Origin of the sequence: Singulisphaera photorubra, assembly GCF_045290345.1 — a bacterium.
Taxonomy (GTDB): Bacteria; Planctomycetota; Planctomycetia; order Isosphaerales; family Isosphaeraceae; genus Singulisphaera.
Window position 1 is genome coordinate 1,315,822 of sequence record NZ_CP155447.1, and the last position, 20,016, is coordinate 1,335,837.

Annotated in this window: 15 protein-coding genes; 10 read left to right on the forward strand and 5 right to left on the reverse strand. The window is 63.8% G+C overall.

Translation table 11 applies throughout. The annotated features are described in order from the left end of the window. Window positions 1–36 precede the first annotated feature (36 nt). Window positions 37–594: a sugar O-acetyltransferase gene (locus V5E97_RS04985; protein ID WP_406698182.1), complete on the reverse strand. Its 558-nt coding sequence runs from the start codon at window positions 592–594 to the stop codon at window positions 37–39. A gap of 328 nt (window positions 595–922) precedes the next feature. On the opposite strand from V5E97_RS04985, the gene V5E97_RS04990 reads away from it, so the two are divergent. The 3 genes from V5E97_RS04990 to V5E97_RS05000 all read left to right on the forward strand — a co-directional run bounded on the left by V5E97_RS04990 (window position 923) and on the right by V5E97_RS05000 (window position 6,031). Continuing rightward, window positions 923–2,362, forward strand: coding sequence for a DUF1501 domain-containing protein (locus V5E97_RS04990; protein WP_406698183.1), 1,440 nt, complete (start codon window positions 923–925; stop codon window positions 2,360–2,362). A gap of 51 nt (window positions 2,363–2,413) precedes the next feature. Next, the gene (locus tag V5E97_RS04995; RefSeq protein ID WP_406698184.1) at window positions 2,414–3,904 is read left to right on the forward strand and encodes a hypothetical protein; all 1,491 of its coding nucleotides are present in this window, start codon (window positions 2,414–2,416) and stop codon (window positions 3,902–3,904) included. A gap of 303 nt (window positions 3,905–4,207) precedes the next feature. Continuing rightward, entirely contained in the window at window positions 4,208–6,031 is a 1,824-nt protein-coding gene (locus tag V5E97_RS05000) for a glycosyltransferase family 39 protein (RefSeq protein ID WP_406698185.1), read from the forward strand. 170 nt (window positions 6,032–6,201) lie between these two features. Here the strand turns inward: V5E97_RS05000 and V5E97_RS05005 are convergent, their stop codons facing one another. Continuing rightward, window positions 6,202–7,593, reverse strand: a complete 1,392-nt coding sequence (locus tag V5E97_RS05005; protein ID WP_406698186.1) for a DUF1501 domain-containing protein — start codon at window positions 7,591–7,593, stop codon at window positions 6,202–6,204. Window positions 7,594–7,898: 305 nt separating this feature from the next. Between V5E97_RS05005 and V5E97_RS05010 the strand changes: the two genes are divergently transcribed. The 4 genes from V5E97_RS05010 to V5E97_RS05025 all read left to right on the forward strand — a co-directional run bounded on the left by V5E97_RS05010 (window position 7,899) and on the right by V5E97_RS05025 (window position 10,335). Continuing rightward, window positions 7,899–8,255 (forward strand): hypothetical protein, encoded by a 357-nt coding sequence (locus V5E97_RS05010; protein ID WP_406698187.1) that lies wholly within the window; start codon window positions 7,899–7,901, stop codon window positions 8,253–8,255. A gap of 415 nt (window positions 8,256–8,670) precedes the next feature. After that, a complete protein-coding gene (locus tag V5E97_RS05015) occupies window positions 8,671–8,898 on the forward strand; it encodes a hypothetical protein (RefSeq protein ID WP_406698188.1) in 228 nt (75 codons plus the stop codon). A 68-nt stretch (window positions 8,899–8,966) separates the two neighbouring features. Continuing rightward, entirely contained in the window at window positions 8,967–9,530 is a 564-nt protein-coding gene (locus V5E97_RS05020) for a hypothetical protein (protein ID WP_406698189.1), read from the forward strand. 244 nt (window positions 9,531–9,774) lie between these two features. Beyond that, window positions 9,775–10,335 carry a thioredoxin family protein gene (locus V5E97_RS05025; protein ID WP_406698190.1) on the forward strand — a complete coding sequence of 187 codons (561 nt, stop codon included), beginning with the start codon at window positions 9,775–9,777 and terminating at the stop codon, window positions 10,333–10,335. Window positions 10,336–10,440: 105 nt separating this feature from the next. Here the strand turns inward: V5E97_RS05025 and V5E97_RS05030 are convergent, their stop codons facing one another. The 3 genes from V5E97_RS05030 to gyrA form a co-directional block, all read right to left on the reverse strand. After that, the gene (locus V5E97_RS05030; protein WP_406698191.1) at window positions 10,441–11,694 is read right to left on the reverse strand and encodes an alpha/beta hydrolase; all 1,254 of its coding nucleotides are present in this window, start codon (window positions 11,692–11,694) and stop codon (window positions 10,441–10,443) included. A gap of 222 nt (window positions 11,695–11,916) precedes the next feature. Then, entirely contained in the window at window positions 11,917–12,903 is a 987-nt protein-coding gene (gene rfbB / locus V5E97_RS05035) for a dTDP-glucose 4,6-dehydratase (protein WP_406701130.1), read from the reverse strand. Between the two features lie 370 nt (window positions 12,904–13,273). Then, the gene (gyrA, locus tag V5E97_RS05040; protein WP_406698192.1) at window positions 13,274–15,970 is read right to left on the reverse strand and encodes a DNA gyrase subunit A; all 2,697 of its coding nucleotides are present in this window, start codon (window positions 15,968–15,970) and stop codon (window positions 13,274–13,276) included. Window positions 15,971–16,385: 415 nt separating this feature from the next. On the opposite strand from gyrA, the gene V5E97_RS05045 reads away from it, so the two are divergent. From V5E97_RS05045 to grpE, 3 genes are read left to right on the forward strand one after another with little or no spacing between them, the layout of a single operon-like run. Beyond that, window positions 16,386–18,896, forward strand: coding sequence for a hypothetical protein (locus V5E97_RS05045; protein ID WP_406698193.1), 2,511 nt, complete (start codon window positions 16,386–16,388; stop codon window positions 18,894–18,896). A 6-nt stretch (window positions 18,897–18,902) separates the two neighbouring features. After that, window positions 18,903–19,196 carry a DnaJ domain-containing protein gene (locus V5E97_RS05050; protein WP_406698194.1) on the forward strand — a complete coding sequence of 98 codons (294 nt, stop codon included), beginning with the start codon at window positions 18,903–18,905 and terminating at the stop codon, window positions 19,194–19,196. Further along, complete coding sequence (grpE, locus tag V5E97_RS05055) at window positions 19,193–19,984, forward strand: nucleotide exchange factor GrpE (protein ID WP_406698195.1); 792 nt, start codon at window positions 19,193–19,195, stop codon at window positions 19,982–19,984. Before V5E97_RS05050 ends, grpE begins: the two co-directional genes overlap by 4 nt. The last annotated feature ends 32 nt before the right edge of the window (window positions 19,985–20,016 follow it).

Consider the following 20,016-nt stretch of genomic DNA (forward strand, 5'->3'; position numbering starts at 1 on the left):
GAGTCAGGTGCCGGTTTGCCGCGCGTCCTCGCTGAATCATTCGGTGATTTCTCGGATGACACGGCAGGGGTTGCCGGCGGCGAACACACCCTCGGGGATGTCCCGTGTGACCACGCTCCCGGCCCCGATGACAGAGCGCGAGCCGATCTTGACGCCAGGGCAGAGAATCGCAGCCCCACCGACCCAGACGTCGGAGCCGATCTCGATCGGCTTGGCGAACTCCTGTTTACGCCTCAGTTCGTGGTTCAGCGGGTGAGTGGCCGTGTAGATCTGGACCGACGGGCCGAACAGGGTGTAGTCGCCGATCCGCACCAGGGCCACGTCGAGCACAACACAGTTGAAGTTGAAGAAGACCCGCTCCCCAAGCAGGATGTTCGAACCGTAGTCGCAGAAGAAGGGGGGCTGCATCCAGACGCTCTCGCCCCCCGCGCCAAACAACTCACGGAGAATTCGCCGGCGTTCCTCCTGCTGGGCTTCCCGGGTGGCGTTAAGCTCCTGGCATAAATCCCGCGAGCGGTCGCGGGCCGCGCAAAGATCGGGGTCGAGGGGATCATACAATTCCCCAGCCAGCATCTTGTCTCGTTCGCTCCGCATTGCATCAACTCTCCCAAATATCAAGTCTGTTTTCGGCTTTCCAAAAGAACGGTTTCACCCGGAGTGTCCTCTCCGCCAGCCCGCCTCCGAATCCACGGAAATCCTCCCTCGATCTGTCTGAGCAAATGACGTTCCTCACTCCCACCACGGCCGATGCTAGTGTTTTTGCGAGACGCGATTCCCGGAGGGAGTTTTGGCTGTTTACATTTCTTAATAAAATAAGCACGTTCGCCACGGTTCTCCAGGGTCTTTCCCTTGTTTCATTCTTTGAGGATCTCGGTATGATACAGTTGAGAAACTCGAATTCGCACGTGGAGTGAATTGAATTATGCATGCAGCACACCGTGGAGGCCCAGCGGAAGCGTTCCAGGGGCGATCCCGGCGTGAATTTCTGCGCGCAGGGGGCCTGGGGCTGTTTGGGCTTGGACTGCCCACGCTGCTGGCGGCTCAGAGCCTCTCTCCTCGGTTACCGGCCGAGACCTTCGGCCGAGCCAAAGCTTGCATCATTCTATTCATGTGGGGAGGGCCGGCTCAACAAGAGACCTGGGATCTGAAGCCCGACGCTCCCGAGCAATTCCGAGGGGAGTTCCGGCCGATCGCCACGAACGTCCCTGGGATTTTCATCTCCGAGCACTTTCCCAATCTGGCCCGCCAGGCGCATCGGCTGGCGATCATTCGCTCGGTGCATCATGGCGACGTGAACCATACGACGGCCACGCACGAGCTCCTGACCGGCAAATCGATCTCGACCCCCGGCGGAGGCCCCACCAGCGACGACTGGCCTCATTACGGCGCCGTCCTGGCGCGGCGGGACCGCGGGAAGGAACGGACCTGTTTACCACCGTTCGTCCAGATGCGCCCGACCATCCCCGACGGCGCCCCCCGGTTCGTCGAATCGAGCCATGGCCAGGGGGCCGGCTGGCTCGGGCCAACGCTCAACCCGTTCACGATCGATGACGACCCAAATCGCCCGGATTACCATGTCGGGGCGATCCGACTTCCCGATGACGTCGGTTCGGGGCGATTCGGCGATCGCCAACGCTTGCTCCAGGCGGTCGAGTACCAGGCGAGGCACTTGGAGCGGTCGGCCCAAGTGCAGGCACTTGACGCCCACTACAAGCGCGCCTACAACCTTCTTACCGCAAGGCGTGCGCTCGAAGCGTTTGACCTCGAGCGTGAAGACCCAAAGATCCGCGCCCGCTACGGTTTGCACCCACACGGCCAGGCGGTTCTCCAAGCGCGCCGACTGGTGGAGGCGGGTGTATCCTTAACGACCGTTTTTTGGCAAAATGATGGAATGACGAACGTGAGCGTGTATTGGGACACGCACAACCGCAACTTTATCGACTTGAAGACTCGTCTGATGCCCGCGAGCGACCAAACGTTCTCCGCATTGCTCGACGACCTCGACGCCCGTGGCCTCCTCGACGAAACACTCGTGATCTGGACGGGTGAATTCGGCCGCACGCCCCGTGTGGGGCAGGGGGTGGTGGGTGGAGCAGGGGCGGGTCGAGATGGTCGCGACCACTGGCCTCATTGTTTCACGACCGTTCTCGCCGGCGCGGGAATCCGCGGCGGCATCGTTCATGGCGCATCCGATCGCTGGGCCGCGCACCCGGCACGTGACCCCGTCACCCCCTCCGATATTGCCGCGACGGTCTACCACCTACTCGGCGTCGATCCCGCGCTGGAGTTGGCGGACTCACTCGGCCGGCCGCTCCGCCTTTGCTCGGGCACACCGATTCATGGAGTGCTCGGCCGGGCTTAACCCCCCTTGCGGGGGAGCTGCACGCGAGAGATTGAGGAAGAGACTCGTTATATGACCCCATCCCTGGAACGGCTTGCTGAGTTGGTGCGGCAGGCCGAAGCGAAGAGCCGGGCCAAAAAACTTGGCGCCGAGACACAACAGGCGGCCGAGCAATTCCGTACGGCCGAGGTTCGCGCCAACCGCGCCGCACAGCGGCTCCGCGAAATTCGGCCCGTCCGAATGCGCGAACTCGAGCAGGCCGAGATTGACGAGCAGCACCTCAAGGAACTGGTCCGCAAGCTCGCCCAGTATAAGGCCGCCCTTGATTCCGACGCCGACCCCGAAAACCTGATCGCGGACGCCCAGACCGAGATCGAACGCAAAAAACGTGAGGCACAAGCGGAAATCGAGTCGGTGAGCCGCGAGTCGGACGAGGCCAGGCGCGAGCTGCGCACGGCCATGGATCACTATCAGCAGCTCCGCCGCGAACTCGACCGACTCCAACCCCAGCTTGCCGATAAGTTCTCGAATGAGGACCGACTGCTCTGGGACGCCGAGATGCACTTTCCCGGCGGCCAGTTCCAGACCCTGGCCCGCGAGGTCGAGGCCAGCCTGAACTACTTCGGCATGCTCGGCAAGCTCGAGCAATACTCGCAACTCAAAATCTGGATCGGCCGCTTCCGGATGCACCAGGCCGCCAACGACGGCGAGATGACCGAGGAGAACCAGGCCCTCTCGCAACGCACGTTCCACCAGCTTAAAACCCTCTCCAAGCAGTACGAGCCTGGTTACATCGAAGCGTTCCGGCACGACTTCCATACCGACTGGGCCGCCTACGTCGCCGAGGCCCAGGAGCAATTGCTCCAGGCGACCGAAACGGCCAGACGCTCCAAAGATTGGGAGCAGCAACGCCAGGAGAGCCAGGCACGCGACCTGGAACGGCAGCAGTTGAACCGCGAGGCGGGGCTAGCGGCCCTGGAAGAGCTCAAGGCCCTGATGTCGCGGACCGCCTTGCCCGAGGAAGGAGTGGAGGAGTTCCTCAATCAGTTAAAGCTAGTCGTCAGCGGCCTCGGCGCGTCCGACCCCACGGTCCTGGGACTGGTGATGCCCTACCGTGAAGTAATCTCCGGAGGCAACGGCTTGCGAGCCCTGCGCCGGAATCTCGACCGGATCCGCCAGGAGGAGTCCAAGGACGACGATACCCTCCAGGAACGTTACGAAGACCTCATCTCGGCCACCCAGGGCTTGCGGGTCCTGATGATCGGCGGCAGCGTTCGCGAGGACGTGAGGCGGACTTTGCAACGGCTCTTCGAATTCGACAAGCTCGACTGGGAACCGTACGAGGACGCCAAGCCCGCCATGCTCGACTCGATCGAACGGCGGGTCCGTAACCACGGGGTCGACCTTGTCTTAATACTCAAGAGCTTCATAGGTCACCATGTACCCGAGCGGCTCCGCCCGCTCTGCGAACAGCAAGGGATACCTTGCCTGATGGTCGAACGCGGCTACGGAGCAGCGCAGGTCGGCGAGACGCTTCGTCGTGGCCTGCTCAAGCCGGCCTGAATCTGACCTGACCCCGGCGACCCGGTTGTCGGGATTCCGACTGACCGGGCCGGCCAGCCGGGGGACACTTTCCTCATTTTTCGACCCGATTCCGCTGGCCGGGTCTTCATCCAGCCCGCTGGGATTTACCCCGGCGCGCGCCCTCGACGAGAAACTCTCTCCCGCGTTGCGCCCAATTGTGGTAAGGTGCGCCCAATCCGTGGAGTTATCAGGGAGTAGGGAGTTGTTTTCGAGAAGGTGGGTCGTCGCATGATGCCAAGGCTGGCAACGCGGCCGAAAGGTGATAATCGGGGGAGGGCTGACGTGCCGATTACCTCGGCGCGCCCGCTGGTGCGCCCCGCACCTCGGTCGGCGATGTTCTTTCCTTTGGTCGTGCTGGTGGCGGTCCTGCCGGGCCTCTACGCGCTCAATAGCTGGGACCTCAACCCCCCCGGCCCCTGGTGGGGCCTCCGCGGGTTGGCGGTGCTCGACGGCATGGTCGTCGACCAGGTCCCGGCGATCGCCGATGTGAAGCCGGTGCACGAGGCCCGCGCGTTCCGGGCGGTGGCCCTCCAACCGCCGCTCTACGCCTGGCTCGAGGCAATCGGCCTGGCGCTGAGCCCCGACCGAGATCCGCGGGCCACGGTGCTGCCCAGCTACGTCGGAGGAATTCTCGTCGTCGTCCTGATCTACCTGCACGGCCGGCTCTGGCATGGGCCCGGCCTGGGCCTGATTGCGGCGATCTTGATGGGGTTCAACCGGAATCTCCTGATCCAGATGCAGGAGGCCACCCCCACAACCCTGGGGCTGGCGGGCACCTTGTTGGCTTTGCTCTGCTATGGCTGGCATCTGCGGGCGGGGGCCGAGTCTGCGCAGTTCTGGGGATGGTCGGGCACGGTCTCCACGACCATTCTGGGGGGTCTGGCCCTGGGCCTGGCCCTGATGTCGCTCGGCGGGCTCGGCCTGATCAGCATTCCGGTCATCCTGCTGCACCAGGCCTATCTCCACATCGGAAGCCCCCCCGGCGGGCGCTCGGGGCGATGGTGGCTGTCGTGGCGGAACAACCCAAGCCTGATCGCAGGCGCAGTGGCCCTGGCCATCGGGCTCACTCTGGCGGCTCCCTGGAACCTCCGGATGTACGCCACCTACGGATCCCAGATCATTACAGCGGCCTTGGCTCCGCTCGGCCCCCCCGGCCAGCAAGGTCCGGGCCTTCTGGGCCGCCTGGTCGACCTCGCCCCCGCCACGCTGCCGTTGGGAATCTACGCCGCGGTCCGGATGATCCGCCTCGGCCTGACCGATGAGAGCGACGACCCGCAAGTCGTCGGCGGCGTGTTCTGGGTGCTCTGGCTCGCGATCGCGGCCCTGGTGCCGACCCTCTTGCCGAGCGGCCCGCGCCCCGCGCTCGGCCTCTTTCTGCTTGCCCCCTTGAACTTGCTGGCCGCCCGAGCGATCACCGACCTGGCGAGCCGGCAAATTCCGATCCGGACTCTGACCTGGCTCGCCCCCGCCACGGCCGTCTCCATCGCCTGGTGGGCCAGCGCCAACCTCCGGGGGGCAATGGACGACCTCGCCCACGCCCGAGCCGACGCCGCCACGGCCCTGGGCTTGCACCTCGCCCTCGACCTGCTGGTGATCGCCTTCGTGATCACCCGGGGCCTCGACCGCTGGGCAAGACGGCGAGACGACCGCCAACGTCAGGTCCTCGGCGGGTTCCTGGTCACTGTGCTGGTTGTGACGGTCGCCGCCGGGATCAAGGAGGTCTGCTTCCACCACAAAGAGACCGACGACCTCTTAATGCTCCGCGCCATGATCCTCCGCCGCAACCGCGAACAGCCGTTCGACCTCGTGGCCGTGGTCAGCCCCGACCTCACCCGCCAGTCCGAGGAAGGCTCCGCCCCCGGCGGCCGGCTCCGCTTCATCCTCCGCTCCGCGCTGCCGCACCTCAATCAACTCGACCTGACCAGTACCGATGACCTGCTCGCCTTGCCCAAAGGCCAGCGCCTGGTCATCCTGGCCGGCACCGGCCAGCGGCTCTCCTATGCCGTCCAGTCCCGCCTCGGCCTCGAAGCCATCCACCCCGGTCGATCCGGCGTCCTCGACGCCTTCGCCACCGCCAGCGTGATCACCGAGAAACGCGCCAGGTAGGTCGCCTGCGGACAATCGCTGAGCGTCGTTGCAGGAGGGCTCAACCTCGATACGATCTCAAGGCCCCCGGCCACGACGCTTCTGCTCAACCGTGGCAAATGCTGGGCGCTTCTCCGCCGGGATTTTCATTTTCAGACGAGGATCGACCGCCCCAAGCCCTTCAAGAAGTCTCAGACGCTCGCCGCCGAGAACAAGGGGGCGATCACCTGGCCGCGGTTGAGTTGAAGCGGTCGGGACAACTGGTCGGTCACGATGCTTTCGTGATCGACGCCCAGGGCCTGGTAGATCGTCGCGCCGAGATCCGACGGGAGGAATCCCTTCGAGGCGGGGTAGGCCCCCATCTTGTCGGAGCGGCCGATGACCTGGCCCCCCACGACGCCACCACCTGCGAATAAGGCGGAGAAGACGCCGGCCCAGTGGTCGCGGCCCGTCTTGTGCTGGGGCAAACCCTGGCTGTCCTGGCCGATCCGAGGGGTCCGGCCGAATTCGCCGACCATGATCACGAGCGTCTCGTCGAGCATCCCCCGCGCCTGGAGGTCGTCGAGCAGGGCCGAGACCGCCTGGTCGAGCGGCGGCAAGAGCCTCGTCTTGAGCTGGTTGCAGTTGTCGGCGTGGGTGTCCCAGTTGTTCATATGGCCCATATTGGCCTGGACGATCGGCACCCCTGCGCCGATCAGGCGGCGGGCCAGGAGCAGCGATTGGCCGAACATGTGGTGGCCATAGCGATCGCGCGTCTTCGGATCTTCGCGGTCGATCTCGAAGGCCTGCTTCACCTTGCCCGAGGTCAAGAGCGAGAACGCCTTGTCCTGGAGCCCCGACCAGCCCCCCGGCCCCAACTTCGACAGTGATTCAGCCTGTCCGTCGATCTCCGCCATCAGGGAACGGCGATCGTCGAGCTTCTGAGCGGTCAGGCCAACCGGGAGCGCGAACTCCTCAACGCGGAACTTGGGGTCGTTCGGATCTTGCTTGATGTGCCAGGGGTCGAACTTCGGACCGAGCACTCCCGCACTCTGGCCTGAGAAGCCATAACCGTTATTGAGGTAAGTCGGCAGCATGATGCCGTTAGGGATGCCGTCCTGGCGAGGACGGAGGAAGTCGAGCCCCGAGGCATAACTGGGCCAGTCGGACCGGGACGCCATGTGCGTGGCCCCCGGCGGCATCTTGTCGATCCCCGTGAGCATCATGTGGGTCGCGTGCTCGTGACTCGGCAGGCCGTGAGTCATCGAGCGAACGATCGCGAACTTGTCAGTACGCGCGGCCAGGCCGGGCAAGTGCTCGCAGATCTGGATGCCAGCGGTCTTGGTGGCGATCGGCTGGAAGGTCCCCCGGATCTCCTCGGGAGCCTCGGGCTTCGGGTCGAACGTGTCGATCTGGCTCGGAGCGCCCGTCTGGAAGATCAAGAGAACCGACTTGGCCCGAGGACCACCACCGGAAGGAGCCCCCTGACTCGCTCGCGACCAGAGCGATGGCAGGCCGAAACCAAGCAGCCCTGAGTACCCCACCTGGATCAACTCACGACGGGTCAAACCGACCGCATGTTGATGGCGTCGTCCGTTCCCCATGCTCACAGCCCCCTCCGTTCGATCGGTCGGTGCACTCTCGGCCATCAAATGTTACACCAACATCCATCAATTGGCCAGCCGGCGGCCACCTACACCCGCCTGGCCCATTAACGATGGCGCAAAAGATCACGGCGAAATCCGTCCCCGACTCACGAACGCACTCTCCACCATCGGAGATTTCCCGACGACTGGGTTGACAGCGACAGCCTCGCAAGTCATTATCTCGATCGATTTAGTTGAGAATAATCCTTTCGGGTGATCTCAGCGTTGCTAATCCGGAATTTTCACAAAGGGACACGTTTCCAATGAACAACCGTCGCGCATTCTTGTCGGCAGTCCTCTCCGGCGTCGTGGCTCTGGGTTTGGTCGCCGGTTCGGCGATTGCCGACGAGTTGTTCGGAGTGCTCACCAAGGTCGACGTAGAAGGCAAAAAGGTCACCATCGTCGAGAAGGGGAGCGACAAAGAGGTTGAAGTGACCATCAAGGGGGACACGGAATTCGTGAACGCCAAGGGGGCCGCCAACCCGATCGACCTCGAAAAGGTCTCCAAGAACGTCGCCAAGGCTCAGGGTAAGGGACGCAAGGGAATCAATGTGGTCGTCGACCACGACAAGGCCGTTGCCTCGAAGATCACGGTCGCGGCGAAGAAGAAGAGCAACTGACACTCGGCACGGTGGAAACACCGAACCGAGATCGCGGGCAGGGATGGAGTCGCCAAAGCTCACCCGAGCGGGCCTCCCAACCCATCGACCTGAACTAAAGCGAAGGCGGGCGGAGCATTCCGCCCGCCTTCGCTTTTTTTTCATTCAACGATCCGCGACTGGGCGAAAAAGCAGACGGAAAGTGGCAACGCTGTCCGTGGCGCATCCGGTAAGTGGGAATTACGGCCGGGCCGGCCGGGCTCCTGTGGTACAGCACTCCCACTGATCTCTTGTTTCCCTTCCTGGTGTTCAGTACACTTGTGAACGTAAAGGTCCTGAGTTGAGGCACTCCTTGGGGGAGGTTGTTTCCGCGCCGGCGGACGGATCGGCGGGTGCGGGGGCCCTTGGCAACGCAGACACACGGAGGGGACCGGCCATGGCGATCCTGGTGGATGAGGTCCGGACGAAAGAGTGTGCAACCAGGCCCTCGGTGCGCGAGGTTTGCCTGGTGGGGGTCTCTCGCCCGAACTCGAGTTGGGGGAGAGGGGACAGGGTAAGGCTCGCAGGGCGGGCCTATCGGGTGGAGGCCAGCCGAGCACGGTCGGGCCGTGAGGACGAGACCGCACGCTACGTCCACCTGAGGGACGTTGGGGAGACGGACTGACTCGTCCGTTTCGTTGGACTGGCCCTTTTGATCCTCGATCCTCAACGGGCCCCAGCCCCAGGCCGACGATGCCCGCCCCCTCGGGAAGGAAGCCGACATCGCTCCGCGACCGCGATCCGTCGGACCCGCTCCGCCGTGTGGTCGAGTTGGCGCAGCGGGCGCGAATGATCCTGGATGTCTCCACCGCCGACCTCGAGGCCACCGAGGCCACGCTCGGCCCATTCCATCCCACCTCCTGGCATTTCCGCAACGCGCTACACGAGGCCAAGCGGTCGTGGGATCGCCTCCGCGCCGAGTTCGGCAAGGCGACCCTCGAGGAGGCTCTGAACCAGGCCCCCTTGACCGTCCTGACCTTGGGGGCCGAGGGCCGCGATACCCCGCTGGCGGTCCTGATTCCGATCGCTGGCCAAACGTATCGCGTTCAGCAGGTTGCGGGCAGCGCACTCGCCCCGGTCCAGTGGCGAATCACCCGGCTGACCCCTCCGCTCGACGACGGCCCCTACTACGCCTGCCGCCTCGAGGACCGGTCGACCCAGTGCGACTGCGCGGAGTGGACCTATCGAATTGCCGACGTGGACACCCAGGCAACCTGCAAGCACCTGGCCGCCCTGACCGCCCTGGGCTGGATTTGAGAGGAGTGCGCCCAATAATAGGGAGACGAGACGGATCGTCCTCCCCGCCTGCCGGTCTTCATGGACCCGCCACTGATCAGGCATCCAAGCTCATGGCAGCAGAATCGATGGGGCATGACTTCAACTCGTTCATAAATAATGTTTACGCAAGATTCCCAACGAGATCCCGAGCGCTTTGCCGGGTTAAAATCCAATCAATCGAGAGTCATAGCCCTCTCTTTTTAATCTTCAGGGTCCCCCGAAAATGGATTGGTCGAAGATCTTCGCCGAGGCCTTGCCCTACACCGAGTTTCTCGACCGGTACGCGACCCCCGCGCAGCGATCGCGGTGGGATGCGATGCACCCGCAGTTCTCACTGACCGCCGAGCAAACCGCCCTGCTGACCGGGTTTGTGCGGCGGATGCCGGTCCTCTGCCTGGCCGGGGCCTGGTGTGGCGACTGCATCAACCAGTGCCCCGCGTTCGACCACTTTGCGAGTGCCTCCCCCGCGCTCGAGCTCCGGTTCCTCGACCGCGATGCGCGGGTCGATGTCCGCGACGCTTTGGCGATCAACGGAGGTCATCGGGTCCCGGTCGCTGTCTTCCTGAGCGAAGATGGTCAGGAGGTCGCTCGCTACGGTGAGCGGACTCTTTCCACCTATCGCAGGCTCGCCATCGACCAGCTCGGCCCCGCCTGCCCGACGGGCCTCGTCCCCCCCTCCGCCGAAGCCACGGCCACGGTCACCGCCGAGTGGCTCGCCGAATTCGAGCGTGCTCAGCTCATCCTCCGCCTCTCGCCCCGACTCCGCCAAAAGTACAACGACTGATCCCGCGGCAGTCAATCAAGGCGAGCGGGACGAATTTCGCTCGCCCAGAAGGCGAACGGGGAGCTGATCGCTCCCCGCTCGCCCAAGAAATCCAAACATCAGCAATCACTTAGCTTTATAACCGCGCCAGAGCCAACGTAGCGAGTCGGGCAAGATCGCACGCCCATGCTTGTTCGAATGGAACCCCTGGCCGTAAACGAACTCATAATCATAGTCTTTGAATTTCAGCGACTTGGCCATCTGCTGGTTGGCGAGCGGCCAGTTGCCGTTGGCATTATCCAGGTCGTTGGAGCCATCCTGAAGGAGCACGCGGATCGGCTTCTTGTCCGTCTTACGGATCATCGCCTCGTAGTTGTGTCCCCCTTCGCGACCGGACTTGCCGCTGGCGATGTTGGTGAAGCTGCCCACCCATGAGAGGACCTTGCGGAACTCGTCGGGGCGTTCCCAGGCGACCGTCCAGGCACAGATGCCGCCGCTGCTGGCTCCGGAAATGGCACGGCTTTCCGGGTCATGGCGGAGCTTGACCGTCTTTTCGACCTCGGGGAGGATCTCCTCGAGGAGGAACCGCGAGTAGCGGTCGGAGAGGGTATCATATTCGACACTCCGCTGGCCTCGCCCCTGTTCGCCCGGACCGCTCCCTGGGTTGATAAGAATGGCGACGGTGACCGGCATGGCTCCGCTCGCGATCAGGTTGTCGAAGACGGTCGGGACGAACTCCCGGTAACCGCCACCGTCCTGGAAGATCATGACGCAGGCAGGAGTGTCGTCTTTGTACTGCGCAGGGACGTAGACCCACCAGTCGCGGGACGTGCCGTCGAAGATCTTGCTCTTCCAGGCGGGCTGCTGGGTGAGCTTGCCCCGGGGCACGTCGGATTTCGCCAGGCTGTCGGGATGTGTGGAATAGACCTCGAGCTGATTCGCGTTCCGCTGCTCGGGCCTGAGAACACGCTCGATCTGCTTGCCAGAGACTTCGTACGCCCAGCGCAGCGCCGCCCCGTCCGGCAGTGGGATGGTGGCCGCGTAGACGTTGGTCGTGCCGATCCGGACCAAGGGCAGGGTGAACGAGCCATCCAGAGAGACCACCCGAGGCGCGACTCCCTCGCCCGGCACTTCGATCGCCCAGGCCACCTCCAACCCGTCGACCTTGGGACTCGCCCCCTTGAGAAGGTTGTCCTTGCCAAACCAGCCGCGAATTTCCTGCGCGAGCCGTTCCGCATCCTCGCCCTTGGGCTGGGTCGCCAGCCGTTCGCTGAGCGCCTTGGGCGTGAGCTTCTCCGCGTCTTTCGGAGCCGCCGACGCGGTCCCTACAAGGCCGAGAATCAAGAACAGAACGTCCCTTAGCCTGCCGCGCATTCTCATCGTCGTGTCCTCCCCGTGGCCCAAAGTCGCGGAGGTACACACCCCTTGGTTTCCCCCGCGACATTTCACCAGACGGTTGTCAGCCCGGGGCAGGCGGAAGTCAAGAGGGCAGGGCGTAGCGGCATCGCCAAATCATAGAGCCATTCATCAATCATGATAAACAGGCGGGCTCGTCGCCCCTTTTATCGCAACTAAACACATACATTCGTTGCCCCATCCCGATTACGCTCGGTAGGCTCCCGAGCGAATCCGCCCGACCCAAGGGGTGTGGGTGCGATACCAGTCCACCGTCGCGGCGAGACCGGCCTCAAAGGAGGTCAGCGCGGACCAGCCCAGCTCGGACTCGGCCTTCGAGCAATCGACGGCGTAGCGGCGGTCGTGGCCGAGGCGATCGGTGACGTGGCGAATCAAGGTCTTGGGCTTCCCGGTCAGCTCGAGCACCGCGTGGGTGACGTCGATGTTGAACCGTTCGCTCCGACCGCCGAAGTTGTAGACCTCACCGGCCCGTCCTCGCCGCAGCGCGGCGTCGACCCCTCGGCAGTGGTCGGAGACGTGGATCCAGTCACGGACTTGCCGGCCGTCCCCATAGACAGGCAAGGGGATGTCGGCCAAAGCATTGGTCACGAACAAGGGGATCAGCTTCTCGGGGAACTGGTAGGGGCCGTAGTTGTTCGAACAGCGCGTGATGATCGTTTCCAGGCCGTGCGTGTGATACGCGGCCCGAACCAGGAGGTCGGCCCCGGCCTTGCTGGCGGCATACGGACTGTTCGGGGCCAGCGGGGTCGTCTCAAAGAATGGGGGATCGTCGGGCAAGAGCGTGCCGTAAACCTCGTCGGTCGAGACCTGAACGAACCGAGGCGTCCCGGCCGCGCGAGCGGCGTCGAGCAGGCATTGCGTCCCCTGAATATTGGTCCGCAAGAACGGCGTGGCGTCGTCGATCGAGCGGTCGACATGGCTCTCGGCCGCGAAGTGGACGATCGCATCGAACCCCTCCGCCACCAGCCGCGTGACCAGGGACCTGTCGGCGACATCCCCCTTCACAAACCGATAGCGCGGCTCATGCTTCAAGTCCGCGAGGTTGTCCGGGTTTCCAGCATACGTCAGAGCGTCGAGGTTGATCACCTCCAACTCGGGGTAGGTCTCGAGCTCCCACCGCACGAAGTTCGCGCCGATGAATCCGCAGCCGCCGGTGACAAGGATCCGCTTCATGCCGGGTCTTTCCTCCGCCACCCAGACCAGGTGGTCGCCGTTCTCCTTGCCGTCTCTCGCAAGGGCGGGCACGCCCCACCACCTCCCGTTGCCACGAGAGGATCAGAGGACCGCGCCCCATCCTAAAAAAAACGAGCCCCCCGGATCGGACAAGCTCAAGGCCATGGAATCCAGGCGATTAAACTATCCGCCGCGGATCGATCGGACAAGTCGGATTGGTAGGCTCGGCCGCGGAGCTCGAGGCCCACGCGAACTCTCGTGGAGTCCATTCCACAACCTGGAGAATCACTTGCAAACATGAAGGATCGAGGGAGTCACCGAATCCCGCCGGCAGCGGCACCGAGGATCTCCCTCGAATTCAAGACCGATGTCAAGCCTCCGGCTCGTCCACGGGATCATCCTCAACAACGTCGTCGTCGATATGGTCGCTGGCCTCGGCTTCACCGACGCCGTCGTCCATGATGTGGCCCGCTTCTCCGCCGACAGCGCCATCGACGAGTACGGCATCGGCGTTGAGCTCGGCGGCTTCCACTTCGAGTTCGACGTCGGCCGTCAGTTCCTCTTCGGGGAGCTTGGCGAGGCTGCTGACACTGTCCCCTTCCTCGACGCGGATCAGACGGACCCCTTGGGTGTTCCGGCCGATCTCGCGCATGTCGGCAACGGGGGTACGGATCAGGATGCCGCTGGTCGTTGTCAGCATCACCTCGTCGGCTTCGGTGACCTTGGCGATCGCCACCACCGGGCCATTGCGGTCGGTGGTCTTGATGTCGATCAGGCCCTTGCCGCCTCGGCGTTGCGAGCGATACTCGGTCAGGATGGTCCGCTTGCCGAACCCCTTGGCGCAGACGGTCAGGATGCTCGCCGGGTCATCCTCGCCGTTGGCGACGATCATGCCGATGACCTCGTCGTCGTCGAGCAGGCTGATCCCTCTGACGCCGTGCGCGGGGCGGCCCATGGCGCGGACGTCGGACTCGTCGAACCGGATCGCCATGCCTTGGCTGGTGCTCAGGACGACCTGGTCGCCCGCCTTGGTCCGGGCCACGCCGATGAGCTCGTCGCCTTCATCGAGCCCGAGGGCGATGATGCCACGGCCCAACGGGCGGCTGAACGCCGTCAGCTCGGTCTTCTTGACCGTCCCTCGGCGGGTGACCATCATCAGGCATTCGTCTTCGTTGAACTTGCGGACCGGGATCAGGCCGGTGATCTTCTCCCCCTCGGCCAGTTGCAGGAGGTTGACGATCGCGCGGCCACCGGAGGTCCGGGTTGCCATCGGCAGGTCATAGACCTTGAGCCAGTAGACCTTGCCCCGGTCGGTGAAGAAGAGGATGTAGTCGTGGGTCAAGGCGACGAACATCCGCTCGAGGAAGTCCCCTTCCTTGGTGTTCGCCGCGGTGATCCCTCGGCCGCCGCGGTTCTGGGCGCGGTAGGTGCTGGGGGGGAGTCGCTTGATGTAACCGTCGTGAGTGACGGTCACGACCATGTACTCTTCGCGGATCAGGGCTTCCTTGTCGTAGTCGCCCAGCTCCTCGAGGTCGATCACGCTCCGCCGCGGGTTGGCGTACTTCGACTTGAGCTCGCGCATGTCGGCGCGGATCAGGTCGAGGATCACCTGCTCGTCGCCGAGGATCCGCTCGTACTCGGCGATATCCCGCTTGAGCCCCTTGTACTCGCCCCCGAGCTTATCGGCTTCGAGGCCGGTCAGTTGCTGGAGCCGCATCGCCAGGATCGCGTCGGCCTGCATTCGGGTCAGGCTGGTGGCGGCTTTGGCGTCGGGGTCATCCAAGGCCCGGCGGAGAATCTCGGCCGAGACTTCCAGGCCCATCAACCGCGCTCGGGCCTCGACGGGGTTGGCCGACGAGCGGATTACCCGGATGATCTCGTCGATGTAGGCCAGCGCGACGAGCAAGCCTTCCAGGATATGGGCGCGTGCTCGCGCCTGGCGAAGCTGGAACTGGGTCCGCCGGCGGATCACGTTGACCCGGTGCTCGACGAAGAGCCGGAGGAACTCCTTCAGCGGCAGGGTCCGCGGCCGGCCGTCGACCAGGGCCAGCATAATCACGCTGAACGAGTCCTGGAGCGGCGAGTACTGGAAGAGCTGGTTGAGGACCACGTTGGGGTCCTCGCCCTTCTTGACCTTCACGACGATCCGGACCGGCTCCTTGCGGCCGCTCTCGTCCTGGATGTCGGTCACGCCGGTGACCCTGTCGGTATGGACCAGCTCGGCCAGCTTCTTGAGCAAGGGCTCTTTGGTGAGCTGGTACGGGATCTCGGTGAAGATGATCTGCGAGCGCCCGTCCTTCTGCTCTTCGATCGTGTACTTGGCGCGGAGGATCACCTTGCCGCGGCCGGTCCGATAGGCCTCGCGGACCGTGTGCCGGCCACAGATGGTGGCCCCGGTGGGAAAGTCGGGCGCCGGGATGATCTCGAGGAGCTCGTCGAGCTCGATTAGCGGGTTGTCGATCCAGGCAACGACCGCGTCGCAGACCTCACCCAGGTTGTGGGGCGGGATGCTCGTGGCCATCCCGACGGCGATCCCCCCCGAGCCGTTGACGAGCAGATTGGGGAACTTGCCCGGCAAGACGCGGGGTTCCTGGTGCTTCTCGTCGTAGCTCGGCTGGAAGTCGACGGTGTCGTACTTGATATCCTCGAGCATCTCGGCGGCGACCGGGCTGAGCTTGGCCTCGGTGTACCGCATCGCCGCGGGAGGCAGGCCGTGGATCGACCCGAAGTTCCCCTGCCCGGAGATCAAGAGGTGGCGCATGTTCCACCACTGGGCCATGCGAGCCAGGGTCGGGTAGATCGAGTTGTCGCCGTGCGGGTGATACCGCTTCATCGTCTCGCCGACGATCCCGGCGCACTTGCTGGTCGAGCCTCCCGGGCTCAACCCCAGGTCGAGCATCGCCATCAGGATCCGCCGCTGCGACGGCTTCAAGCCATCGCGAACGTCAGGCAAGGCCCGGCTGATGATCACCGACATCGCGTAGTTGAGGTAACTCTCCTTGAGCTCCTCTTCGATATTGAGAGGCAAGGGCCGCAAGTGATCGGCCGGCGGTAAAGCAGTGCTCACAGATCCATCGCTCCCTCGTCGAACGCGCCGCCGTGCCCGAGGCCCTCCACAAGTAATAAGCGACCGCCCGGGCGCGCGACCTGGCAAGGGTTCAATTGTACCCGGTCTCACCCTCTCGACGCAACGTCCAAGGCGCTGAATTCACCGCACTTAAGTCTCAAATCGGCAAGCAGTTTGCGTTAGACACGACGCCTCTAGGGAATGCTTTCATCATGGCCCACCCGCGGCAAGATTTGCGATCGCATCGATATCGCTCACCCGTCCGTGTGGTCCTCGCGGTCTTTCCAACCGAAGGAGAGACGTCTGCTCCTTTCGAGACAATTCAAAAAAAAGAGGCGGGGATCGGGTAGAATCTCAAGCACAGGCGATCGAAACCAGGAGACCCACTCGGTCCCGTTAGCAATCGAGATGGCTCATGTCCAAGCATAAAGACCGCAAGCGGGTCGAGATGAAGCCCGGTTTCGTCAAGAGCTCGCCCGCTCACGAGGTTGAGCACCTGATTCAGAAGGGGCGGCTCAAGGATGCGGTGAAGCAGGCCAAGATTTGCTACCGCGACGAGTGCACTCCCGAGAACCACCGATTGCTCGAGCGTGCCTACTTCCTGAGGACGCAGCAACTCTACCGGGATGCGATGCCAACCTCAGCGGTGGAGGTGGCTCAGCACCTGCTCGAGTTCGGTGTGACCGACCCCACCTTGCCGGCCGAACTGGCCCCGCTCTTGCTTGCGATCGGCCTTCCCAGCGCGGCTCTGGCGATGGGCGAGCGGCTTGAATCGCCGGAGGCCAAGGCCCGCCTGCTCCTGAACGTGGCCGACCAGGCGGTACTCCATCCCGAGCGGGCCCCGGCGTCATTGACCGAGATCCGCGAGGGAGCTAACCTGGTCCGGGAGGCGCTGCGAGCGCTGGACGCCGGGGATGAGGCCAACGCCCTCGATCGGCTCCGCGAGATTGCCCGAAGCTCACCGTTCGCCGACTGGCGCTACTTCGTGCGCGGGCTCGCCGCCTTCCGCCGCCGCGACAACGAGCAACTCCAGGCCAATTGGGACCGGCTCGACGCCGGGCGTGCCGCCTCGCGGATCGCCCGGGCCCTTCGCAGCTTGGGCAAGGGAGTCGCCGCGACGGAGCCGCACACCCAGCCGACCCCGGCGCCGAGTCTCAAAGTCATCGAGACCGCCGTTTTCGGCGAGCCGCTCCTGAGCCAGGTCGAGCAATTGCGTCAGTTCATGGCCGAGGAGCGATGGTCCGACCTGATCCCGCTCCTGATTCCACTCCGATTCCATCTGCAGCGAATCGATCCTCGGCTCGCCGAGCGCCTCACCCGAATCCTGCTCTCGCCCCTGGCGATTGCAACGGCGAAACTCTCGCCCCGTGAAGCCAGGATCCTGATCGGGAACTTCGTGAAAGCAGCCGAACCGTTGCCGATCGACCCGCACTGGAACCGCCTCCGCGCTCTCATCGCGCAAGGTCCGTACGACGATGAGCATGACGCTGAAAAATTCTGGCAAGCCTATCTCGTTGATCTCAAGACCCTACCAACCCTCTCCCCTGAGGAACGCCAGCGGGCCCAGGCCCTGGTCTGGGAACATCTGAGTCGGTTTTTCGCCACTGGAGCCGATGCCGATGAGGTCGATAGGTTCGGCGCTCCACCCCCTCGCCAGCAGATCGAATACGCGAGAAAGCGGACGATCGAGTGCCTGGAAGCAAGCGTTCAGGCCGATCCCACCTTTCTCGAGGCCTACCGAGCGATTCTCACGGTTTATTCCAACTGGGATCAGGACGAGCAGGCCGAAGTCGCCGCGAATCGACTCCTCACGGTGTTTCCCAACCACGTTGAGACCTTGATCTGGCTGTTCGATCACCAGATCGATCAAGACCTGCCCGAGCAGGCGGTGCCGCTGATTCAACGGGCCCGCGTGCTCAAACCGCTCGATGAAGACTTCCGCCGAAAGGAATGGGTCGCCCACATGGCCCTCGGCCGCCACCACGCCCTCAAGCGTCGCTGGGACAAGGGGCGGGCCGAGTTCGCGCTGGCCGAGCCGCTCTGGCCGGAGCGGAGTAAGTCGTACCACTTTCTTGTCCGTCAGGTGGTTTTCGAGCTCAAGGCGGGCGAGAACGACCGCGCCGAGGAGTACCTCAAGGCCGCTCAGGAACAGCTCGTCGAGCCCACTCCGCTCTGGCTCGCGATCCTGATCGAAGGGGTTCGCTACCGCCTCCCGAAAACCACGATGAGTCGTTTCAACTCGCTCTGGGAAACCGGACTGACCCAGAAGGTGAAAAGCGAGACGGCGGGGGCACTCGCGGAACTACTCACGACGTATCTCGACTCCGAGGTCAAGTACACAGGCCAGAGCAAACACACCAAGCAACTGGTCGACTACCTCAAGAGGACGACGCGGATCCAGTATCGCCGCGAAGACCTGGTCCAGGTCTGTAATTTCCTGAGGCCTGAGCGCAAATGGCATGATCTCCTCGAGAAGCTGGTGATGCGTGGCCTGAAGAGCTTCCCAGACGCGGCCCACTTCCCCTTCATCGTCGCCACCCTGGAAATCGAGAAGGGGCCATATCGAGGCCACCTGAGCCTGGTTCTCAAAAACCTCAAGCAAGCGTTGCAGCTCGCGCAAGCCTCGAGCAACCCTGAGGAAATCCACCTGGTACCCGAGCTCAAAAAGCTCCTGGCGAAGTTCGAGGCCATGGACTCCAGGCCGTTCGGAATGCCGTTCCCCGGCTTCGGGGGTCGGCCCTCTGGAAATCCGATCGACATGTTCACTGAAATGTTTTCTCACATGTTTAATGATGACATGTTTTCCGAGGAAGACGAGGACATGTGGGACGAGGACGACGACGATGATCGTAAGCCGAGCACGGGTCCGCCCCCGGCGCGACCGACTCGAGGTACCCCCAAGAAGAAGAGTCCCAAGAAACGGTGAGCCAAGATGAATGATCCCTATGAGCTCCTCGGGGTGCCGCGGGATGCCGACGAGGCGGAGATTCGCCGACGCTACCTCGAGCTGGTTCGCGAATTTTCTCCGGAACGCGACCCCGAGCGATTCGTAGCCATCCGGGAGGCGTATGACATGCTACGCGACCCCCTCAAGCGGCTGGAGACTCAGATTTTCAACTTGGAGATCCGTGACTCGATCGACGCGTTACTGACCGACCTCCTCGCTCGATTGCGGGAGGCCCCGATCCCGATGGAAACCCTGCTCAAGCTGGCGGAGTCGTCATGATCGACCAGGCGGACGACGACACACTCCTCGACCACTTCCGCCAATGGCTCCAGGAAGCTCGCGCCGAGGCTGAGGCCCTGGATGTCCAGGGGACCGGAGTCATCGACCCCGGGGCCGAGGTCCGGGAAGTCGGGCTCTTCCAGCTCATCGAGGAATTCACAGCCCTGCGGCACGAACTCAAGCTCCAGACCCGGAGCACGAGGGGCCTGCAAGAACAGAGCGAGTCGATCCTGGGAGCCATGCAACAGGCGATCGACCAGTTCCGCTCCGTCGAACCCAGAGAGACGCAGGCGGCCTGGTCGGCGGGCAAACCGCTGGCCGAGGCCCTGGCCGACCTCGACGAGGCCCTCGAACGCGGTCGTCTCGAGATCGAGAAGGGGACTCGCCGCCTGATCGAGGAGCCCGTGCAGACGGTACTTTCCGCCTTCGACGAACACTACGCACGGCTTTCCTGGTTCCGACGCCGCCTGATCAAGTCGTATCATGAACGGACGAAGGAAATCGTCCGACACCAGGGGCAGGTCCGCCGCGAAGTCGTCGAGGCGCTTCTGGAAGGCTACGGCCTGATTCAGACCCGACTCCGCCGCGCCTTGAAGTCGGAGCGGATCCACGCCATCGAGTGCCTCAATCGACCGGTCGATCCCGAGTTGATGACCGTGGTCGAAGTGGTCGAGGACCCTGACCGCCCGCCGGGAGTCGTCGTCTCGGAGCTTCGTCGCGGCTACACCTGGCAAGGCCGGCTGCTCCGATACGCCGAGGTTCGGGCCTCGCGACTTGCTTCTGTTTGATCGCCCAGTCCCCATCGCCTTGAGCGGACCGC

Excerpts from the sequence above, each read along its gene's own strand:
- V5E97_RS04985 (WP_406698182.1), bottom strand. The coding sequence starts at position 594 with ATGCGGAGCGAACGAGACAAGATGCTGGCTGGGGAATTGTATGATCCC.
- rfbB (WP_406701130.1), bottom strand. The coding sequence starts at position 12,903 with ATGAAGCGGATCCTTGTCACCGGCGGCTGCGGATTCATCGGCGCGAAC.
- grpE (WP_406698195.1), top strand. The coding sequence starts at position 19,193 with ATGATCGACCAGGCGGACGACGACACACTCCTCGACCACTTCCGCCAA.
- V5E97_RS05050 (WP_406698194.1), top strand. The coding sequence starts at position 18,903 with ATGAATGATCCCTATGAGCTCCTCGGGGTGCCGCGGGATGCCGACGAG.
- V5E97_RS05010 (WP_406698187.1), top strand. The coding sequence starts at position 7,899 with ATGAACAACCGTCGCGCATTCTTGTCGGCAGTCCTCTCCGGCGTCGTG.
- V5E97_RS05030 (WP_406698191.1), bottom strand. The coding sequence starts at position 11,694 with ATGAGAATGCGCGGCAGGCTAAGGGACGTTCTGTTCTTGATTCTCGGC.
- V5E97_RS05005 (WP_406698186.1), bottom strand. The coding sequence starts at position 7,593 with ATGGGGAACGGACGACGCCATCAACATGCGGTCGGTTTGACCCGTCGT.
- V5E97_RS04990 (WP_406698183.1), top strand. The coding sequence starts at position 923 with ATGCATGCAGCACACCGTGGAGGCCCAGCGGAAGCGTTCCAGGGGCGA.
- V5E97_RS05025 (WP_406698190.1), top strand. The coding sequence starts at position 9,775 with ATGGATTGGTCGAAGATCTTCGCCGAGGCCTTGCCCTACACCGAGTTT.
- V5E97_RS04995 (WP_406698184.1), top strand. The coding sequence starts at position 2,414 with ATGACCCCATCCCTGGAACGGCTTGCTGAGTTGGTGCGGCAGGCCGAA.
- V5E97_RS05020 (WP_406698189.1), top strand. The coding sequence starts at position 8,967 with ATGCCCGCCCCCTCGGGAAGGAAGCCGACATCGCTCCGCGACCGCGAT.
- V5E97_RS05045 (WP_406698193.1), top strand. The coding sequence starts at position 16,386 with ATGTCCAAGCATAAAGACCGCAAGCGGGTCGAGATGAAGCCCGGTTTC.
- V5E97_RS05015 (WP_406698188.1), top strand. The coding sequence starts at position 8,671 with ATGGCGATCCTGGTGGATGAGGTCCGGACGAAAGAGTGTGCAACCAGG.